Origin of the sequence: Amycolatopsis sp. NPDC101161 (assembly GCF_044768185.1) — a bacterium.
In the GTDB taxonomy this organism is placed as follows: Bacteria; Actinomycetota; Actinomycetes; order Mycobacteriales; family Pseudonocardiaceae; genus Amycolatopsis.
In genome coordinates this window covers 775,579-793,934 of record NZ_JBIWPI010000005.1, presented here as the reverse complement: position 1 = coordinate 793,934, position 18,356 = coordinate 775,579, and the positions used below count along the sequence as shown (strand labels likewise).

Annotated in this window: 14 protein-coding genes and 1 tRNA gene; 1 reads left to right on the top strand and 14 read right to left on the bottom strand. The window is 70.9% G+C overall.

Annotated elements, in window-relative coordinates; all coding sequences use genetic code 11:
* Positions 1-101: 101 nt before the first annotated feature.
* Positions 102-1,478 carry a cytochrome P450 gene (locus ACIRSS_RS37185; protein WP_400903568.1) on the bottom strand — a complete coding sequence of 459 codons (1,377 nt, stop codon included), beginning with the start codon at positions 1,476-1,478 and terminating at the stop codon, positions 102-104.
* Positions 1,479-1,557: 79 nt separating this feature from the next.
* On the opposite strand from ACIRSS_RS37185, the gene ACIRSS_RS37180 reads away from it, so the two are divergent.
* Positions 1,558-2,130, top strand: coding sequence for a TetR/AcrR family transcriptional regulator (locus tag ACIRSS_RS37180; RefSeq protein WP_400903566.1), 573 nt, complete (start codon positions 1,558-1,560; stop codon positions 2,128-2,130).
* Here ACIRSS_RS37180 and ACIRSS_RS37175 read toward each other — a convergent pair.
* The 13 genes from ACIRSS_RS37175 to ACIRSS_RS37115 all read right to left on the bottom strand — a co-directional run bounded on the left by ACIRSS_RS37175 (position 2,120) and on the right by ACIRSS_RS37115 (position 18,332).
* A complete protein-coding gene (locus tag ACIRSS_RS37175) occupies positions 2,120-3,061 on the bottom strand; it encodes a hypothetical protein (protein WP_400903564.1) in 942 nt (313 codons plus the stop codon). The genes ACIRSS_RS37180 and ACIRSS_RS37175 overlap by 11 nt on opposite strands.
* Complete coding sequence (locus ACIRSS_RS37170) at positions 3,058-4,287, bottom strand: MFS transporter (protein ID WP_400903563.1); 1,230 nt, start codon at positions 4,285-4,287, stop codon at positions 3,058-3,060. The genes ACIRSS_RS37175 and ACIRSS_RS37170 overlap by 4 nt, the downstream gene beginning before the upstream one ends.
* Positions 4,288-4,297: 10 nt before the next feature.
* Positions 4,298-5,857: a discoidin domain-containing protein gene (locus ACIRSS_RS37165; protein ID WP_400904035.1), complete on the bottom strand. Its 1,560-nt coding sequence runs from the start codon at positions 5,855-5,857 to the stop codon at positions 4,298-4,300.
* A gap of 452 nt (positions 5,858-6,309) precedes the next feature.
* The gene (locus ACIRSS_RS37160; protein ID WP_400904033.1) at positions 6,310-7,377 is read right to left on the bottom strand and encodes an NAD(P)-binding domain-containing protein; all 1,068 of its coding nucleotides are present in this window, start codon (positions 7,375-7,377) and stop codon (positions 6,310-6,312) included.
* Positions 7,378-8,047: 670 nt separating this feature from the next.
* Complete coding sequence (locus ACIRSS_RS37155; protein WP_400904032.1) at positions 8,048-9,274, bottom strand: diguanylate cyclase; 1,227 nt, start codon at positions 9,272-9,274, stop codon at positions 8,048-8,050.
* Between the two features lie 672 nt (positions 9,275-9,946).
* Positions 9,947-10,702, bottom strand: a complete 756-nt coding sequence (locus ACIRSS_RS37150) for an SRPBCC domain-containing protein (RefSeq protein ID WP_400903561.1) — start codon at positions 10,700-10,702, stop codon at positions 9,947-9,949.
* A 79-nt stretch (positions 10,703-10,781) separates the two neighbouring features.
* The gene (locus ACIRSS_RS37145) at positions 10,782-11,636 is read right to left on the bottom strand and encodes an FAD binding domain-containing protein (protein WP_400903559.1); all 855 of its coding nucleotides are present in this window, start codon (positions 11,634-11,636) and stop codon (positions 10,782-10,784) included.
* Entirely contained in the window at positions 11,633-14,074 is a 2,442-nt protein-coding gene (locus ACIRSS_RS37140) for a xanthine dehydrogenase family protein molybdopterin-binding subunit (RefSeq protein ID WP_400903558.1), read from the bottom strand. The genes ACIRSS_RS37145 and ACIRSS_RS37140 overlap by 4 nt, the downstream gene beginning before the upstream one ends.
* Complete coding sequence (locus tag ACIRSS_RS37135) at positions 14,074-14,598, bottom strand: (2Fe-2S)-binding protein (protein ID WP_372670547.1); 525 nt, start codon at positions 14,596-14,598, stop codon at positions 14,074-14,076. The genes ACIRSS_RS37140 and ACIRSS_RS37135 overlap by 1 nt, the downstream gene beginning before the upstream one ends.
* Positions 14,599-14,803: 205 nt before the next feature.
* Positions 14,804-15,916, bottom strand: a complete 1,113-nt coding sequence (locus ACIRSS_RS37130; RefSeq protein ID WP_400903556.1) for an XdhC family protein — start codon at positions 15,914-15,916, stop codon at positions 14,804-14,806.
* Positions 15,909-17,021, bottom strand: a complete 1,113-nt coding sequence (locus tag ACIRSS_RS37125; RefSeq protein WP_400903555.1) for a VWA domain-containing protein — start codon at positions 17,019-17,021, stop codon at positions 15,909-15,911. Before ACIRSS_RS37125 ends, ACIRSS_RS37130 begins: the two co-directional genes overlap by 8 nt.
* Before the next feature lie 112 nt (positions 17,022-17,133).
* Positions 17,134-17,207 (bottom strand) — tRNA-Arg (locus ACIRSS_RS37120).
* Between the two features lie 258 nt (positions 17,208-17,465).
* Complete coding sequence (locus ACIRSS_RS37115; protein ID WP_400903553.1) at positions 17,466-18,332, bottom strand: AAA family ATPase; 867 nt, start codon at positions 18,330-18,332, stop codon at positions 17,466-17,468.
* Between the last annotated feature and the right edge of the window lie 24 nt (positions 18,333-18,356).

Genomic DNA, 18,356 nt, shown 5'->3' with positions numbered 1-18,356 from the left:
GCGCCTACTACGACCGCAAGCGAGCACAACGCCACCCTCATCTGCCTGGCCCGCCCCGCTGCGGCTCGACAACCCGATAGGGGCGCCCCCCGTAATCAACATTACCGGACGGCACCGACATTTTCGGCCGCCGTGCGTACCCGCGGCCGCAGCGTGAACCCGCTCGGCTTGAGCGTCAGCGACTCGACGATCTTCAGCTCGTACGACGGGTCGACGTCGAAGTCGTAGCGCTGCAACACCATCCCGAGCGCCAGCACGGCTTCGTGCAGCGCGAACTGGCGGCCGATGCAGGCGCGCTCGCCCGTGCCGAACGGCTTGTACGCCTGCGCCGGCCGCTTCTTCACCGCGGCGGGTTCGAAGCGGTCCGGGTCGAACCGCTCGGGGTCGGGCCAGACCGCGGGATCGCGGTGCACCAAGGGAAGCGGCACGATCACCCAGTCCCCCTTGCGCATCCGGTACTTCCCGCCGAGCACGACGTGTTCGCGTGCTTCGCGCGAGTAACCGGGCGCGGTCGGCCAGAGCCGCATCGCCTCGTCGAGGCAGCGACGCACGTAACGCAGCTTCGCGACGTCCGAGAACGCCGGCTCGCGGTCACCCCACACCGCGTCGACCTCCGCGCGCGCCTTCGCCAGCAGCTCCGGGTGGCGCGTCAGGTAGTACAGCGCGAACGACAGCGCGCCGGACGTCGTCTCGTGGCCGGCGACGACGAACGTGATGGCCTGGTTGCGGATGTTCACCGGGTCCAGCCGCTCCCCCGTCACCGGGTGGCCCTCGGTGAGCATCAGCTCCAGCAGGTTGTCCGAGCCGGCGCGGGCTTCGATGACCTCGTCGACCAGGTTCGTCATCGTCGCGATGTCGGCCCGGTTCTGCTCGGGCGTCCCGGCGAACGCGCGTCGCACGAACGGGAGCTTGACGTTCTGCAGCTGCGCGTACCGCAGCGCGCGGATCATCGCCGTCACGAACGGGTGCGGCTCGGCGCGTTCGAACGAGCCGAAGCGGTAGCCGAACCCGGCGCGGCCGATCGTCTCCAGGGTCAGGCGGGTCATGTCGGCGGAGACGTCGACCGGGCCGTCCGCCGCGTCCCAGGCCGACGTCAGCTCGTGGGCGACCTCCAGCATCACCGGGTGGTAGCGACGCATCGCCTCGGCGGAGAACGCGGGCTGCAGGATGTCGTGGGCCAGGCGCCAGTTCGGCTCGTGGGTGTGCGCGGTGAACAGCCCGTCGCCGGCGACCGCGCGCAGGTTCTCGACGCCCAGGCCGACGTGCTTGCCGAACTTCGTCTCGTCGTTCAGCTCAGTCACCAGGTCGACGCCGCCGGCGAAGACGATCTCGAAGCCGAAGACCTTGCGCGTGAAGATCGGGCCGACGCGCCGGCCGATGCGCAGCGTGTCCTGCAGCGGCGTGCGCGGGTTGGCGCCGATCAGGTCACCGATCACCGGCAGGCGGCCCGGCCGGTGCGGAATCCCGGTGGTGTCCACGGCGTGCCCCTCTATTGAACCCGTATCCAATAGGGTCACGATCCCCCGCTACTGAACCCGTGTCAAGTAAGCTCGGGGGATGCGGACGCGGCTGAGCACCGAACAGCGTCGCGAGCAGCTGCTGGCGATCGGCGCCGGCCTGTTCGCGAACCGGCCGTACGACGAGGTGTGGATCGAGGAGGTCGCCGAGATCGCGCAGGTCTCGCGCGGCCTGCTGTACCACTACTTCCCCACCAAGAAGGACTTCTTCGCGTCGATCGTCCGCGCGCAACGCGACCAGCTCCTGGCCATGAGCGAGCCCGACCCGGCGCTGCCCGTGGCGGAACAGCTGCGGGCCGGGCTCGACGTCTACCTCGAGTTCGCGCGCACGCACCCGGACGGCTACCGGATCGTGCACCGCGCCGCGAGCGGCGCCGACCGCGAGATCCAGGAGATCCGCGAGGCCGGGATGGCCGCGAACGCCACCCGCATCCTCGACGCGGTGAGCGTGCTGACGCCCGTCACCGAAGTGACGCGGCTGGCCGTCCGAGGCTGGCTGACGTTCGTCGCGGCGACCATCCTCGAGTGGCTGGACCAGCCGAAGGTCACCCAGGAAGAACTGCGCGACCTCTGCGTGCGGACGTTGTTCGCGGCGGTCGGCGTCACCCCGTGACGGCGGGCGACGCGGCGCTCTCGGCCAGCTTCCGCGGGGCGCCGGAACCGTCCGCCGGGACCGCCCAGACGGCGTTGTCCCGCCCGTAGAGGACGGTGTGGTCGTCCTGCCACAGGGCCTGGTCGTCGACGCTCTGCTGTTCCGCCAGCTCGGTTTCCCGCAGGGTTTTCAGGTCGAGGACCGACAGCCGCCAGACGCCGTCGCCGACCTTCTTCTTGAAGGCGACCCGGGTGGCGTCCGGGGACAGCGACGGGCATTCGACGTTCTCCCGGAGGGCTTTCCCCCGGTAGCGCTTGTAGTCGGCCTCGACGAGGTACGTCTTGCCCTTGCTGCCGAGGGTGGCGTAGAAGCGGTTGCCATCGGGGGCGAAGGTGATGCCCCAGTAGTTGGCGTCGGCGGCGAAGTAGCGCTTGTCGTCGACGAACACCGGCAGCTCCTCGATCGTCTTGACGAGCCGACCTGTGTCCACTTCGTACAGTCCCGCGCGCGTCGAAAACCCGGTCTCCGCGTAGGAATCGCCGGTGACGAAGAGCGTCCAGTAGACGCGCTTGCCGTCCGGCGAGACCCGGGCGCGGCTCGGCGTGCCCGGCAGCGACTCGGTGTGGCGGACGGCGAGGTGGTCGTCGAGGACGAGGACGTCGGTGACCGCGGGGAGCGTGCCCGGCTGGACGGCCAGGCACACCGCCGTCTGCTTCGCCACCGCGAACCGGTCGCACTTCAGGCCGCTGAGCTGGGGTTTCTTGCCGGTGTCGGCGAGCGGGACGGCTCCGATGCGGCCGGTCGCCGTGTCGCGGAACAGCAGCTGGCCGGGGCCCAGGGTGAGCTGGGCGGCCGGAGTGGCGTCCGCGTCGTGGCGGGCACTGACGGTGTAGACGACGGCCGCGGCAACCAAGAGGGCTGTACCGGCCAGGGCGACGACGATTTTCTTCACGGGCGCACCGGTTTCGCGAGGGCGGCGGCGAGGGCCACGGCGGCCAGGCAGCCGGCGGCGACGAGCACCGCGGGCCGCAGGTCCCAGAGCGTCCAGGCCAGTCCGAAGAGGACGGAGGAGAGCATGCGGGCGACGGCCTGCCCGGTCTGCACGACGGCCATCCCGGTGGCGCGGAGGTCACGCGGGATGAGCGGGCCGGCGGCGGCCATGAGGACGCCGTCGGTGGCCGCGTAGAACACGCCGTGCAGGCCGAGCGCGACGACCGGGATGGCCGCGTAAGCCGGGCCGCAGAGCAGGACCAGCGCCAGGCACAGCGCGGCGTGGCCGCCGAGGAACACCGGCCAGCGGCCGATCCGGTCGGCGAGCTTGCCGAGCGGCACGGCGAGCACCAGGTAGACCCCGGCGGTGCCGAGCGGCAGCAGCGGGAAGAACGTCGCCGCGATCTCCCAGCGCCGTTGCAGGGCGAGGTAGACGAAGGAGTCGCCGACCGTGACCAGGCCGAGCAGCGCGGCCCAGAGCGTCACGCGCCGGAAGTCGCTCTGCTTGAGAAGACCCGCCGCCGTTCGCAGCGACACCGCGGCGCGGTCGACGCCGCCGGGGCGGTCGCGGACGAAGAGGGCCAGCAGCAGCACGGCGATCGCCGCGACGCAGAAGCTGGTGAAGAACACGCTGGGGTAGCTGCCGAGGCTCAGCGCGAGCACGGCCATCGCGACGAGCGGCCCGAGGAACGCGCCGACGGTGTCGAGCGCGCGGTGCACGCCGAACGACCGGCCGAGCGCGTCCGGCTCGCTGGACAGCGAGATCAGGGCGTCGCGCGGGGCGGTGCGCACGCCCTTGCCGGTGCGGTCGGCGGCGAGGACGACGCCGATCGCGGCGACCGACGAGCCGGCCGCGACCAGGCCGAGTTTGCACACCGCGGACAAGCCGTACCCGAACCCGGCGACGGCCTTCAGGCGCCGCCACCGGTCGGCGAGGTGGCCGCCGAGCACCCGCACCAGGGCGGTGGCGCCGGCGTAGAGCCCGTCGAGCAGCCCGAACTGCAGCGGGTTCAGGCCGAGGCCGAGCACCAGGTAGAGCGGGAGGACGGCGGTCACCATCTCCGAGGAGACGTCGGTGACCAGGCTGACCATCCCCAGCGCGACCACGTTGGCGGAGACCCTCTTGAGCGCGGGTTTCCGGTTCTCGCCGGCCGCCAGGTCCGAGGTACGGCTCGCCGCGATGTACATGCCCCGGCTCCTAGTGGCAGGTGTAGGTCGGGCTGCTGTCGAGGACCTTGCCGTCGACGCCGATGAGCTGCGACTGGAACGAGGTGTCCGTCATCGACAGCTTGAGGACGCCGTAGGTCTTCAGCAGCTTGGCGGTCGTCGGGTGCGCGGTGTGAAGGTCGTACAGGCTCGCGCCGCCACTGCCGCCGACGATCTCGACCGGCCCGTTCGCGTCCGCTTGGCCGTCGGCGTTCTGCGGGAGGAACCGCTCGTAGTCGTGGTCGTGACCGTTGAGGACGAGGTCGACCTTGTTGGCGGTCATGATGTTCCACAGCTCGATGCTGTCCGGGTTGTCGCCGTGGTCACCCGAGCTCCAGCGCGGGTGGTGGTAGTAGGCGGCGACGCAGCCCTTCGTGTTGTTGGCCAGGTCCTGCTTGAGCCAGGTGATCTGGGGCGGCTCGGCGAAGTCGTCGTGGGTGACGAAGTCGTTGGAGTCGAGGGCGATGAAGTGCCAGTTGCCCATTTCCCAGCTGTAGTAGCGCTTTCCCTGCGGCTTGGCGATGGCGCCGAAGTAGTCCTCGTAGCCCTTGAAGGGCGTGTCGTCGTAGGACTCGTGGTTGCCGGGGATCGGGTGGGTGATGCTCTTGAACTTGCCCCACGTCTTGTCGTAGTACGACTTGAAGTCCGAGAGGTGCGCGTCGTCGTACTGGTTGTCGCCCATGGTGATCACGGCGGCCGGGTTCATCGTTTCGACGAGCTTCGCGGTTTTCACGTGGGCGCAGCTCGAACTGCTCGAGGTGCAGCGTTCGGCGATGTCGCCGGCCGCGGCGAGGACGAAGCTCGTTCCGCTGCCCGCCTTGGTCTTCACGGTGACCGGCGTGCTGGCGGCCGAGACGTTCCCGGCGGCGTCGCGCGCGCGGACGGCGTAGGTGTAGCTGGTGTCGGGCGCGAGGCCGGTGTCGGTGTAGGACGTCGTGGTGCTGGTGGCGACGGGGGTGCCGTTGCGCAGGATGTCGTACCCGGCAACGCCGACGTTGTCCGTGGCGGCGGTCCAGGTGAGGGCGGCGCTGGTGGCGGTGGTCGTGCCGGCGGTGAGGCCGGCCGGGGTGGTCGGGGGCTGGGTGTCGCCGGAGGAGTCCGTGCTGCCGAAGACCTGCATTTCCCAGAAGGAGTAGCCGTAGCTGGTGGCGCGGGTGACGCCGACGAAGCGCACGTACCGGCCGTGCGCGTTCAGGGTGAGGTCGTCGGTCTTGCCGTCGCCGGCGTCGACGGACGTGGCGGCGGTGAAGTTCGTGCCGTCGTCGGAGACTTCGATGCGGTACTTCTTGGCGTAGGCGGCTTCCCAGTTGAGGAGCACGCGGTGGATCGCGGAGGACTGGCCGAGGTCGATCCGCAGCCACTGCGGGTCGGCGCCTTCGGCGCTGGCCCACCGCGTGGTGGCGCTGCCGTCGACGGCTTTGCTCCCGGCGTAGGAGGAGCTTTCGACGGTCGAGGTCGCGACCGGTTTTCCTTGCGAGAGAAGGACATCGGCCTGTTCGCTGGCGTGCGCGACGACGATCGCGGAGGGCAGCAGGGTGGCCGCGGCTAGCACGGGGGTGAGGCGGGTGAATGTTCGTAGACGGGTCGACGGCACGTCGCGCTCCTTACGGGCCTGGCGGTGGCGGGTGGGCTGCGGCGTCGGGTTAACGGGAGCTAAACTGTTAGGAAACTTTCCTAACTAAGCAGACTGTATCGATGATCGGTTTCGGCTGACAAGACGTGTCTTGTCGTTGAATCGGTCAAGAGGGTGAGTTTTAGGCGATTTCCCCAGCTCAGAGCATGTCTCGATGAGCGGAATACTGCACCGCGCCGCGGGACGGCGGTCCGACCTTTCCCGGCGGCTTCCGGCTTTGTCGGTGGTCGCGGGTAGCGTGGGAACCGGGGGCAGCGCCCATCGCCTTTCCCTTGCTCCACAACAAAATCGAGCTTCCGCGTCGCCGCCGAGTTCACCCGATCCAGCGATGATCGTCGCACAGGTGTTCGGGTAGCTTCGGATTCATGACCTCAAGCGTCCGAACTCAGCAGCTTCTTGATCTCGCCGACCGCGGCCCGTCCCGCCCGATTCGCCCCGACGGTGCTCGCCGAGGGCCCGTACCCCACGAGGTGCAGCCGCGGCTCGCGCACCACGCGCGTGCCGTCCATCCGGATCCCGCCCCCGGGTTCCCGGACGTGCAACGGCGCGAGGTGGTCGATGGCCGCGCGGAACCCGGTTGCCCAGAGGATGACGTCGGCGTCGAAGCGAGAGCCGTCCGCCCAGACGACCCCGTCGGGCGTGATGCGCTCGAACATGGGCCGCCGATCGAGGATCCCCGCGGCCCGCGCGGCGCGCACCTCGGGCGTCACGGCCAGATCGGTCACGCTCACCACGCTCTCGGGAGGAAGCCCGGCACGCACGCGTTCATCGACCTTCGCGACGGCGTCGCGTCCCCAGTTCTCGCTGAAGGGCTCGTCCCGCCACACGGGCGGCCGCCGGGTGACCCACGCCGTCGCGCGAGCGAGCGGAGCGAACTCCATGAGTAGCTGAACGGCGGAGGCCCCACCTCCGACGACGACAACCCGCCGGCCGCGAAACTCTTCGGGCCCGGTGTAGTCGGCCGTGTGCACCTGACGTCCGGCGAAGGTGTCCTGCCCGGGATAGCGCGGCCAGAAGGGCCGGTCCCACGTACCGGTGGCACTGATGACGGCCTTCGCGGCCCACGATTCCGCAGGGCTCGCCACCACGAGCCGATCCCCCGCCCGCGTCACGGACTGGACGTCGACGGGTCGCAAGACAGGGAGGTCATAGACGCTTTCGAACCGGGCAAAGTACTCCGAGACGACTTCGGAGGCGGGCCGCGTCACGTCCGGGGTACCGAAGGCCATGCCGGGCAGGTCGTAGATGCCGTGCACTTTGCCGAGAACCAGGGAGGGCCACCGGTACTGCCAGGCACCCCCAGCGCGTTTGCCATGGTCGAGGACGACGAAGCCATCGCCATTGGCAAACCCGGCCCGCCGAAGGTGATAGGCGGCCGAGAGGCCGGCCTGCCCAGCCCCTATCACCACGACGTCGGTCTCGTGATCCGCACGGCTCATGCCGGTTTCAACGGTTACGGCGAGGTGGTATTTCGCGCCGTTCATCACAGGGGCAGGTGTTGCGCGCCACCGCAGCCAGCCCGCACCCCGACGCCGACCGGCTTAGCCTGCGCACGTCCAGCACCCGCCCGAACCAGCGCTTTCGCGTCCCCGGCTCCCTCACCCGCACGGCACCGCAGCCACCCGCCCGGTTCGGCACTGCCGGCGCCACTCCCAATCGACCCAGTCCGGTCTCCGCCTGTCCAAACCCGCGCGTCCGCGTACTCCCCTCGCCGCACGGCACCGCAGCCGGCCGCCGCCCGCAGCACCTCAACCGGCCGACCGTGCCCGCCCAACCGCACCGCGGTCCTGGAAAGACCCCGCGCATTCCTCGACCGGGTCCTCACCACTCACTTCTGCAGCCGACCGCCCGGTCGATACCCCACGGCGGCCGCTGCCCGCGCCAGCCCCAACCGATCCGGCCAGCACCAGGCTCCTCGTCCTGCCTCCGCGCGCTCCTCACCCTCCGGCCCTCGCCGCACGGCACCGCAGCCAGCTACTGGCCGCAGCACCTCCACCGATCAGCCGCCCCGCGCGCTCCTCGGCCGGCACCCGCGCCGCGCGGCACCGCAGCCAGCTACTGGCCGCCGCCCGCAGCACCTCCACCGATCAGCTGCCCCGCGCGCACCCCTCACACGGCAACCCGGTTCCGCCCAGCCTCCTTCGCCCGATACAACGCCGCATCGGCGGACCTGAGCACGTCGTCCAGTGTCGGCCCCGCGTCCGGATGCCGCGCCACGCCGATCGAGACCGACAAACCGCTCACCCGGACCGTGCCGCCGCCCGTTGAGATCACCACGTTCAGCTCCCCCACCGCCGCCCGCACGCGCTCGGCGATCGCCAGTACGTCCGCGCGGCCGATGGCCGGCAGCAGCACCACGAACTCCTCGCCGCCGAAGCGGCCGACCGTGTCGCCTTGGCGCACCGAGCCCGAGATCGCCACCGCCACCGCAGCCAGGACGTCGTCGCCGGTCAGGTGGCCGTACGTGTCGTTGATGCGCTTGAAGTGGTCGAGGTCGATCATCAGCACCGCGAACCCGCTGCCCGCCGGGCCGCGACGTTGCGCGCGCGTGTGTTCTCGCACCGCCGATTCGTGCCAGCCCGCCGTGTTGAGGAGGCCCGTCTTCTCGTCCGTCACCGCTGCTACCTGCAGTTGCTGTTTCAGCAACAGATACCGGTGCAACAGCAGCAACGGCGCGACCACGAACACCACCAGCACCGGCTGCTCGGCCAGTGCCAACGCGGCGAGGCCGCCCAGACAGAGCGTCGCCAGCTCGAAGGCGTTGTCCTCCCACGTGCCGATCAGGTCGGCCGCCGAGCGCTGGCTCGTGTAGAGGCAGATCCCGGCCGCGACCAGGCCGATGTTCACCAGCTCGAACACCACCGCGGCCAGGCAAAGCGCGAACAGCCCGCGCGCAGTCTGCAACGGCGTTCCGTGCAACCCGGAAACCGCGAGAACGGACGAAGCAGCGAAGCAGGAGAGCATCGCCCAAGCCGTGCTGGCGACGAAGCGGTGCGCGGGCCGCGTACGCACCTGACGCCACACGCGCACCCACAGGTGCGTGTAGAGCACGACAGCCAGCAGCGCCACCCACGCCGGCGGCAGCAGCACGACGCCGGCGAGGTACCAGACCGACGTGACGTTGATGTGCGTCTGCCCGCTCATCCACCGCCGCAGCCGCTCGATCCGGCGCGACATCTCGGCCTGCGCCACGCCGAGCGCGACGAGCACCGCGAACCACACCGGCCGCACGGGCCCGCCGAACCCGGTGACCAGCGCGGTCCCGGTCGCGACGACGGCGACCAGCTCACACCCGAGCGCGTAGGTGATCCAGCGAGCTTTCGCCCCGGCCCACATCTGCCACCGCGCGGGCCAGCCCGGCCAGGCGGAAAGCGCTTCCCGGCGCACGGCGGCCTGGGCTCTCAAGAGCCGAAGCCACGGAAGTGACGGACCGGCATCGTGACGTACCCCTTGCGCGAAGTTCGGCCGACCAGGTAGCCCAGCGTAGCCGTTCCGACGACGCGCGTCGCCAGTCCGGGCGATTTGCGGGCAACGCGCCTGCCCGAACACCCGCGCAGGGTAGATCCACCCAGCTCAGCGCCGCACGAGCGGATCATCGCCCGGGGAAAACGGACCCGAGAACGCAGCAGCGGGAACGCCAACCTGGGAACGCCGAAGTGGGAATCCCACCTCAGCGATCCCACCCTCGCCGAGGGAAGAGCAAGACCACCGCGAGACCTCCGGACCCGGCGACCGGCGACACGAGCGCGGGTCCGCGAATCCCGGCAGGCGCAGATCAGCTGGAAAGTGCACGAACACCAGCGCGCGACGCAAGCTCCACCCGGCTCGGCATGCAGCGCGAATGCCGCGGCCGGCAGCGCGACCACCTGGCGCGACCTCGCGCGGGCCCGCCCGCAGTACGAACCCTGAGGCGGCGGCACGGCACGGCGCCACGGCCTGACCAGCGCCGCAACACCGGTGGCAAGCCTCGGCCAGCGCGCCCGGCTCGGCTTCGCTCCGGAGAAACTCCTACTTGCGCAGGGCTCGGATGATCGCCACCAAGCCCACCACCGCCGCGATCCCGAGCAGTACCGGCGCCACTCGCTTCAGCACCGACTGCCCCGCGTAGTCGAGCAGGTCGATCGCTTCCGTCTCCGGGGCAGCCGGGACGCTTCGCAACGGTGGGCGGTCCGCCGACGTCGCCGCCGGCTTCGGGTCCGTGTTGATCTCCGCCGTCGTCGGGGCCGGTTTGACCGCCGGGGCCGGCTTGGCCACCGGCTCCGCAGTCTCAGTCGGCTCCGGCGTCGGCGCTGCGGCCACTGGTGATGGCGCCGGCGCGGCCGCCGGGGCCAGTTTGCCCGACAAGCACCCCGCGAACGTGTCGAGGATCTTGCCGCCCACCTCGCTGATCAGGCCGCGGCCGAACTGGGCCGGCTTGCCCGTGATCGACAGGTCCGTCGCCACCGCTCCATGCGTTCCGCCCTCGGCCTCCGTCAGCGTCAGCGTTACCGTTGCCGCCGCCGTGCCCGCTCCGCGGGAGTCCTTGCCCGAGGCCTTGATCGTGACCTTGTGGGCGGCGTCGTCCTTCTCCAGGAACTCGCCGTTGCCCTTGTACAGCAAGGAGATCGGCCCGAGCTTGACCTTCACCGTGCCGCTGAACTTGTCGCCTTCGACCTTCGTCAGCGTCGCGCCCGGCATGCACGGGGCGACTCGCTCGGGGTCGACGACCGCCTGCCAGACCTCGCCGATCGGTGCCGGGACGGTGAATTCGTGGTCGAGCCGCACGGGCCGACCTCCTTCCTGAAGACGACGGGTCTGCTGCCCACCCTAGCCGCCGCCGGGGCGACGGCCAGGGTGTGACGCGTCAGGCTCCGGCCGCCGCCGCGATCGCGCGGCCCGTCAGCACCTGGGCCAGGTGGCGGCGGTACTCGACGTCGGCGTTGCTGTCGACCGGCGGGTTCGTGCCCTCCGCCGCATGCGAGGCCGCCGCGGCGATCGAATCGGCCGACGCCTGCACGCCGACCAGCGCCGCTTCGACACCGGACGCGCGGACCGGCGTCGAGCCCATGTTCGTCAGCGCGACCCGGGCCTCCTCGATGACGCCCGCCTCGGTGCGGACGGTGACCGCGACCGCGACCATCGACCACGCCTGGGCGACCCGGTTGAACTTCTCGTAGTGCGCCCGCCACCCGGTGTGCTTGGGCACGCGGACCTCGACCAGCAGTTCGTCCGGCGCCAGCGCCGTCGTGAACAGGTCCTGGAAGAACTCCGCGGCCGGCACCGTCCGGCGCCCGGACGGCCCGGCGATCACCAGCGACGCTTCCAGCGCCAGCACCGGCGCGAGGAGGTCGCCCGCCGGGTCGGCGTGCGCGATCGCGCCACCCAACGTCCCGCGGTGGCGGATCTGCGGGTCGGCCACCGTGTCCGTCGCCTCCTTGAGCAACGCCGCGTGCTCGGCCACCAACGCGTCCCGCTGGACGTCGTAGTGCGTGGTCATCGCGCCGATGACCAGCTCGTCGCCCTCCTCCCGCACGCCGCGCAGCTCCGCGACGCGCCCGAGGTCGATCAGCGTCGTCGGCGCGGCCAGCCGCATCCGCAGCACCGGCAGCAGGCTCTGCCCGCCCGCCAGCACCTTGGCGTCCTCGCCCGCCGACGCCAGCGCCTGCACCGCTTCGTCCACTGTGGACGGGCGGACGTAGTCGAAGGAAGCCGGGATCACTGCGCACCTCCGGTGGCGTCGATGGAACCGAGCCCGCCGCCCGCTTCGTCGCGGCCGGGACCGCCCGCGTCGGTCGTGCCGTGCTGGATGGCGTGCCACACCCGCATCGGCGTCAACGGCATCTCGATGTCGTTCACGCCGAACTGCCGCACCGCGTCGACCACCGCGTTGACCACCGCCGGGGTGGACGCGATGGTGCCCGCCTCGCCGACGCCCTTGGCGCCGAGCGGGTTGGACGTCGCCGGCGTCTCCGTGCGGTCGGTGGTGAACGACGGCAGGTCGGCCGCCGACGGCAGCAGGTAGTCGGCGAACGTGCCGGTGGTGAGCGTGCCGCTGTCGTCGTGCTCGGTGCCTTCGAACAGCGCCTGCGCGATGCCCTGCGCGAGCCCGCCGTGCACCTGGCCCTCGACGATCAGCGGGTTCACCGCGACGCCGACGTCGTCGACGCAGACGTAGGAACGCAGCTTGATCCGGCCCGTCTCGGTGTCCACCTCGGCGGCGCACAGGTGCGTGCCGTGCGGGAACGAGAAGTTCTCCGGGTCGAACGTGGCGTCCGAGTCGAGCGACGGCTCGATCCCGTCGGGCAGGTTGTGCGCCGCGAAGACCGCGAGCGCGATGTCGCCCATGGTCGTGGACGTGTCGGTGCCCTTGACGGTGAACTTGCCGCCGGCGAACTCGAGGTCGTCCTCGGCGCATTCGAGCAGGTGCGCCGCGATCGGCTTCGCCTTGGCGATCACCTTCTCGGCGGCCTTGATGACGGCGATGCCACCGACCACCAGCGACCGCGAGCCGTAGGTGTCCATGCCCTTGTGCGACGACTGGGTGTCGCCGTGCAGGATCTCGACGTCCTCGAACGCGACGCCCAGCTGGTCGGCGACGATCTGGCTCCACGCCGTCTCGTGGCCCTGGCCGTGCGCGGACGCGCCGGTCGTGACCTCGACCTTGCCGGTCGGCAGCATCCGGATCGACGCGTACTCCCAGCCGCCGGCGCCGTAGTCCAGCGAGCCGAGCACCCGCGACGGCGCGAGCCCGCACATCTCGGTGAACGTCGAGATGCCGATGCCGAGCTGGACCTTGTCGCCCGCCTTGCGGCGCTTGTCCTGTTCGGCGCGCAGGCCGTCGTAGTCGAAGAGCTGCTTGGCCTTTTCGGTGGCGGCTTCGTAGTTGCCGGAGTCGTAGGTCAGCCCGCACACCGTGGTGAACGGGAACTCCTCGTGCTTGATCCAGTTCTTTTCGCGCAGCTCCATCGGGTCCACGCCGAGCTCGACGGCGAGCTCGTCCATGATCCGCTCGATCGCGAACGTCGCCTCGGGCCGGCCGGCGCCGCGGTAGGCGTCGGTCAGCGTCGTCGTCGTGTACACGTTGGTGCACGCGAAGTGGTACGCCGGGATCTTGTAGATCGCGTTGAACATGAACGCGCCGAGGATCGGCACGCCGGGTCCGACGAGGCCGTTGTACGCGCCGAGGTTGGCGAGCAGCTCGACCTTGAGGCCGGTGACCTGGCCGTCGCGGGTCGCCGAGATGGTGATGTCCTGGATCTGGTCGCGGCCGTGGTGCGCGGCGAGCATCGTCTCCGACCGCGTCTCGTTCCACTTGACCGGCTTGCCGAGCTTCTGCGCGACGAGCAGCGACATCATCTCTTCGGGCAGGACGCCGATCTTGCCGCCGAAGCCGCCGCCGACGTCCGGGGCGATCACGCGCAGCTTGTGCTCGGGGATCCCGAGCGTCAGCGCCGACATCACCCGCAGGATGTGCGGGACCTGCGTGGCCGCCCACATGGTGATCTGCGTGCTGGTGGGGTCGACGACGCAGGCGCGCGGCTCCATGAACGCCGGGACGAGGCGCTGCTGGCGGAACCGGCGCTTGAGCACGACCTCCGACGAGCTGATCGCGTCTTCGACGTTGCCGCCGGTGCCGGCCTCGGCCGAGTCGAACTTCCAGACCGCGCTCGTGTTGGTGCCCAGGTCCTCGTGGACCAGCGGGGCGCCGTCGGCGATGGCGGCTTCCATGTCGAGGATCACCGGCAGCTCGTCGTACTCGACGTCGATCTCCTCGAGCGCGTCGTGCGCTTCGGCGGACGTGCGTGCGACGACGACCGCGACGCCTTCACCGGCGAAGTTGACCGTGTCGGAGGCGAGCACCGGGCGGCGCGGCGCCTTCATGTCCGGCGTGATCGGCCACGCGCAGGGCATGCCGATCGCACCGTCGGGGTCGAGGTCCTTGCCGGTGTACACGGCGACGACGCCCGACGCGCCCTTGGCCGCCGACGTGTCGATCGAGACGATCTTGGCGTGCGCGAACGGGCTGCGCAGGACCGCCATGTGCAGCATCCCGGGCAGCGAGATGTTGTCGGTCCAGCGGGTGCGGCCGGTGATCAGCCGCTCGTCTTCCTTGCGGCGACGGGACTTGCCGACTTCCGGTTCGATCGTGGCGGTCATCAGTCACCACCCACGCCGACGTGCTTGGTCTCGGCGATGCGCTCGGCTTCGGGGCCGGCGCCGGGGCTCATGTGCTGCGCGGCGTCGCGGACCGCGCGGACGATGTTCTGGTAGCCGGTGCAGCGGCAGAGGTTGCCTTCGAGACCTTCGCGGACCGCCTGTTCGTCGGGATCCGGGTTGTCGGCCAGCAGGTCGATCGACTGCATGATCATGCCGGGCGTGCAGAACCCGCACTGCAGCGCGTGGTTGTCGTTGAAGGCCTTCTGCACGGGGTGCAGCTGCCCGTCGCGGGCCAGGCCTTCGATGGTGGTGACCTCGCAGCCGTCGGCCTGCACGGCCAGGACGGAGCAGGACTTCACGCTGTGCCCGTCCAGGTGGACGGTGCAGGCGCCGCAGTTGCTCGTGTCGCAGCCGACGACGGTGCCGACCTTGCCGAGTTTTTCGCGCAGGTGGTGCACGAGCAGGGTGCGGGGCTCGACTTCGTCGGTGTACTTCGTCCCGTCGACGGTGACGGTGATGCGCATCAGGCCTCCAAAAGCCGGTTCGGGAGCGGCCTGCCCGACCGTGATCGGGCTCACAGACTCCCGAGCGTGCTACGCGACCTTCGCGCGGACAAGTCCTGATGTCACACGTTCAACTACTTGTTCCGCAGATGCGCGGTGCTCACGCATTCGCCGCCGCATCTGCGGAAGTCCGGATGGGTGAACTTTTGTGGGCCACCCGGCGTAGTCAGCCGTGGATGCGCCCGGTGAGTTCGGCGAGGCGCTTGCCGCCGCCGCCCCACCGCAACGCGATGATTTCCGCGGCGATGGACACCGCCGTCTCCTCCGGGGTGCGGGCACCGAGGTCGAGGCCGATCGGCGACGACAGCCTTTCCAGCTCCGCCTCGGTGATCCCGGCTTCGCGCAGGCGGGCGAAGCGGTCGTCGTGCGTCTTGCGGGAGCCCATCGCGCCGACGTAGCCGACGTCGAGGCGCAGCGCGACCTCCAGCAGCGGCACGTCGAACTTCGGGTCGTGGGTCAGCACCGCGATCGCCGTGCGCTGGTCGATCCGGCCCGCCTCGGCCTCCGCCGTCAGGTAGCGGTGCGGCCAGTCGACGACGACGTCGTGCGCGTCCGGGAAACGGCTGCTGGTCGCGAACACCGGCCGCGCGTCGCAGACCGTGACCTGGTAGCCGAGGTAGGCGCCCATGCGGGCCATCGCGGCGGCGAAGTCGATCGCGCCGAAGACCAGCAGCCGGGGCGGCGGCTCGAACGAGTTGACGAACACCGCCATGCCTTCGCCGCGGCGCTGCCCGTCCGGGCCGTAGTGCAGCGTGCCGGTGCGGCCGCTGGCCAGCAGGCCGCGCGCGTCGTCGGCGACCGCGTCGTCCATCCGCGACGACCCCAGCGAGCCCGCGGTCCGGTCCGGCCAGACGATCATGTGCTCGCCGACCAGGCCCTCGCGCTCGTGCTCGATGACCGTGACGACCGCGACGGGCTCGCCGCCGCGCACCGACGCGACGACGTCGCCGAGCTCGGGCATCGACGCGCGGTCGACGTGCTCGACGTAGATGTCGATGATCCCGCCGCAGGTCAGCCCGACCGCGAAGGCGTCGTCGTCGGTGACGCCGTAGCGCTGCAGCACCGGCTTGCGCTCGGCGACGACCTCCTGCGCGAGCTCGTAGACCGCGCCTTCGACGCAGCCGCCGGACACGCTGCCGGCGACGGTCCCGTCGGGAGCGACGACCATCGCGGCCCCGGGCGCGCGCGGCGCCGACGAGAAGGTCGCGACCACGGTGCCGAGGCCGACCGTCTCGCCGTCGGACCAGCGGCGGAACACGTCGTCGAGTACGTCACGCATCGGAAATCTCCCCGAGCAGTCGTTCCAAGGTGGCCAGGGTGTGCCCGGCCAGGAGCCGGTCGATGTGGGGCAACGCGGCCACGATGCCCGACTGGACCGGAGCGTACCCCGCACGGCCGGCGTGCGGATTCACCCAGAATACGGCGTGCGCGAGCCGGCGCAGGCGTGCGAGCTGTTCGCCGAGCAGGCCGGTGTCGCCGCGTTCCCAGCCGTCGGAGAAGACGGTGACCACGGCGCGGCGCGCGACCCCGCGCTGGCCCCAGCGGTCGAGGAAGGCCTGCAACGTTTCGCCGAGCCGGGTGCCGCCCGCGAAGTCGGGCACGGCCGAGCCCGCGGCGAGCATGGCGCGTTCGGGGTCGCGTTGCCGCAGCTGGCGCGAGACCCGCGTGAGGCGCGTGCCGAGCGTGAAGACCTCGACGGATTGGGGCGCCGACCGCGTGAGGACGTGGGCGAAGCGCAGCAGGGCGTCGGCGTAGGGCGACATCGAGCCCGAGACGTCGATGAGCAGCACGACCCGGCGCGGCCGGCTGCCGCGGCGGACGTGCTGCAGCTTCACGGGTTCGCCGCCGCTGGCGAGCATGGCGCGCAGGGTGCGGGAGGGGTCGAGCCGTCCCCGGCGCGACGGCGTCCGGCGCGCGGCCGGGCGTGTCGGCGGGACGGGCCTCAGGGTGGCGAGGAGCTCCCGGAGGTGTTCGCGTTCGGCGGTGGTGAGGGCGGCGAGGTCGCGGTGGCGCAGGACCTCTTGCGCGCTGGCGGCGACTTTGAGCTGGTCAGGAGCGTCTTCGGTGGTGGTTTGCCCACCGTCGGCGTCGACGAGCGGCGCGATGCGGGCCTGCTTGGGCGCGGCGGCCTTCGCGCGCTGCGGGGTGGTCGTTTCGATGGCGAACCACTGGCTGAACGCTTCTTCGTAGCAGGGGAGGTCGTCGGGGCTGGAGCAGAGGGTGAGCCGGCCGGCCCAGTAGAGCTGGGTGGGTTCGGCGACATCGATCTCGGCGACGGCGGCCAGGTAGGCCTGCACGCGATGGGCATCGCAGGCGACACCGGCCTCTCGCAGGGCGGCGGCGAACCCGGCGTACCCGGCGACGGGATCGGCGGCGGTGGTCATGACTCCATTGTGCGCTCACCCGGCGACAGCCGGCCCTGTGGACAAGGCGGCCTCGGGCGACGGAGATTGTCGGTGCCCTCCGCTGGCGTGGAAAACGGGAGCTCGTTTTCGGCGTCCCGGCGAGGAGTCGAACCTCGGACCTCGGCGTTCGTAGCGCCGCGCTCTGTCCTGCTGAGCTACCGGGACGGGGCGGTCTGCGCGCACGTCCCTCCCCGGACGGGCGCAGACCGCGCTCTTCGCGGCGACCGACCCGAGGTAGCGAGGGGTGGGCGCGAAGAGCCTTCAGGAAGATTCAGCGAACGGCACGGGAGATCGTGCCGCAGCGGTGCGTTTGCCGGTTCACGATCTCCTCCTCTCGGCGGCGGTTCCCGCGGTGTTGGGAAAAGGATGCCGGAGCCCGGCGCGCCGGGCAACGCATTTAATCCTTCCGTCCTTTGTGGACGCTCAGGCGAACAGCGCGTCGAGTTTCGCGCGGACGCGGTCGAGGTCTTCGCTGTACTTCAGGACGGCTCCGAGCGTCCGGGCCGCCGATGCCGCGTCCAGTTCGTCGCGGTGCAGCGCAAGCAAGGCGCGGGCCCAGTCGAGCGACTCCGCCACCCCCGGCGGCTTGAGCAGGTCCATCTCGCGGAGGCGGTGCACCGCTTCGGCGACCTGGCGGGCCAGGACCTCACCGATCTCGGGGATCCGCCGGCGCAGGATGACGACCTCCCGCGCCAGGTCGGGGTGTTCCAGCCAGTGGTAGAGGCAGCGGCGCTTGAGGGCGTCGTGCACTTCGCGCGTCCGGTTCGAGGTCAGCACCACAAGCGGCGGGTGTTCGGCGCGGACTTCGCCGTATTCGGGGATGGTGACGGCGTGCTCGTCGAGCAGCTGCAGGAGGAAGGCTTCGAACTCGTCGTCGGCGCGGTCGATCTCGTCGACGAGCAGGACGCACGGCGCGGTGAGGGCCTGCAGGAGCGGCCGGGCCAGCAGGAACCGTTCGGTGTAGAGCGAGCGTTCGGCGGCCTCGACGTCGAGGTGCCCGTCGCCGGCGGCCTCGAGGGCGCGCAGGTGCAGGAGCTGGCGGGGGAAGTCCCACTCGTACAGCGCCTGGGCGGCGTCGATGCCTTCGTGGCACTGGAGGCGGATGAGCGGGCGCTCCAGCGCGGTGGCCAGGGCGATGGCGAGCGAGGTCTTGCCGGTGCCGGGTTCGCCTTCGCAGAAGAGGGGGCGGCCCATCCGCAGGGCGAGGAACCCGGCGGTGGCGAGCCCGTCGTCGGCGAGGTACCCGGTCGCGTCCAGCGCGGCGGCGAGTTCTTCAGGCGAGTCGGTCACGCTGTCGATCGTAGGCGGCACGCT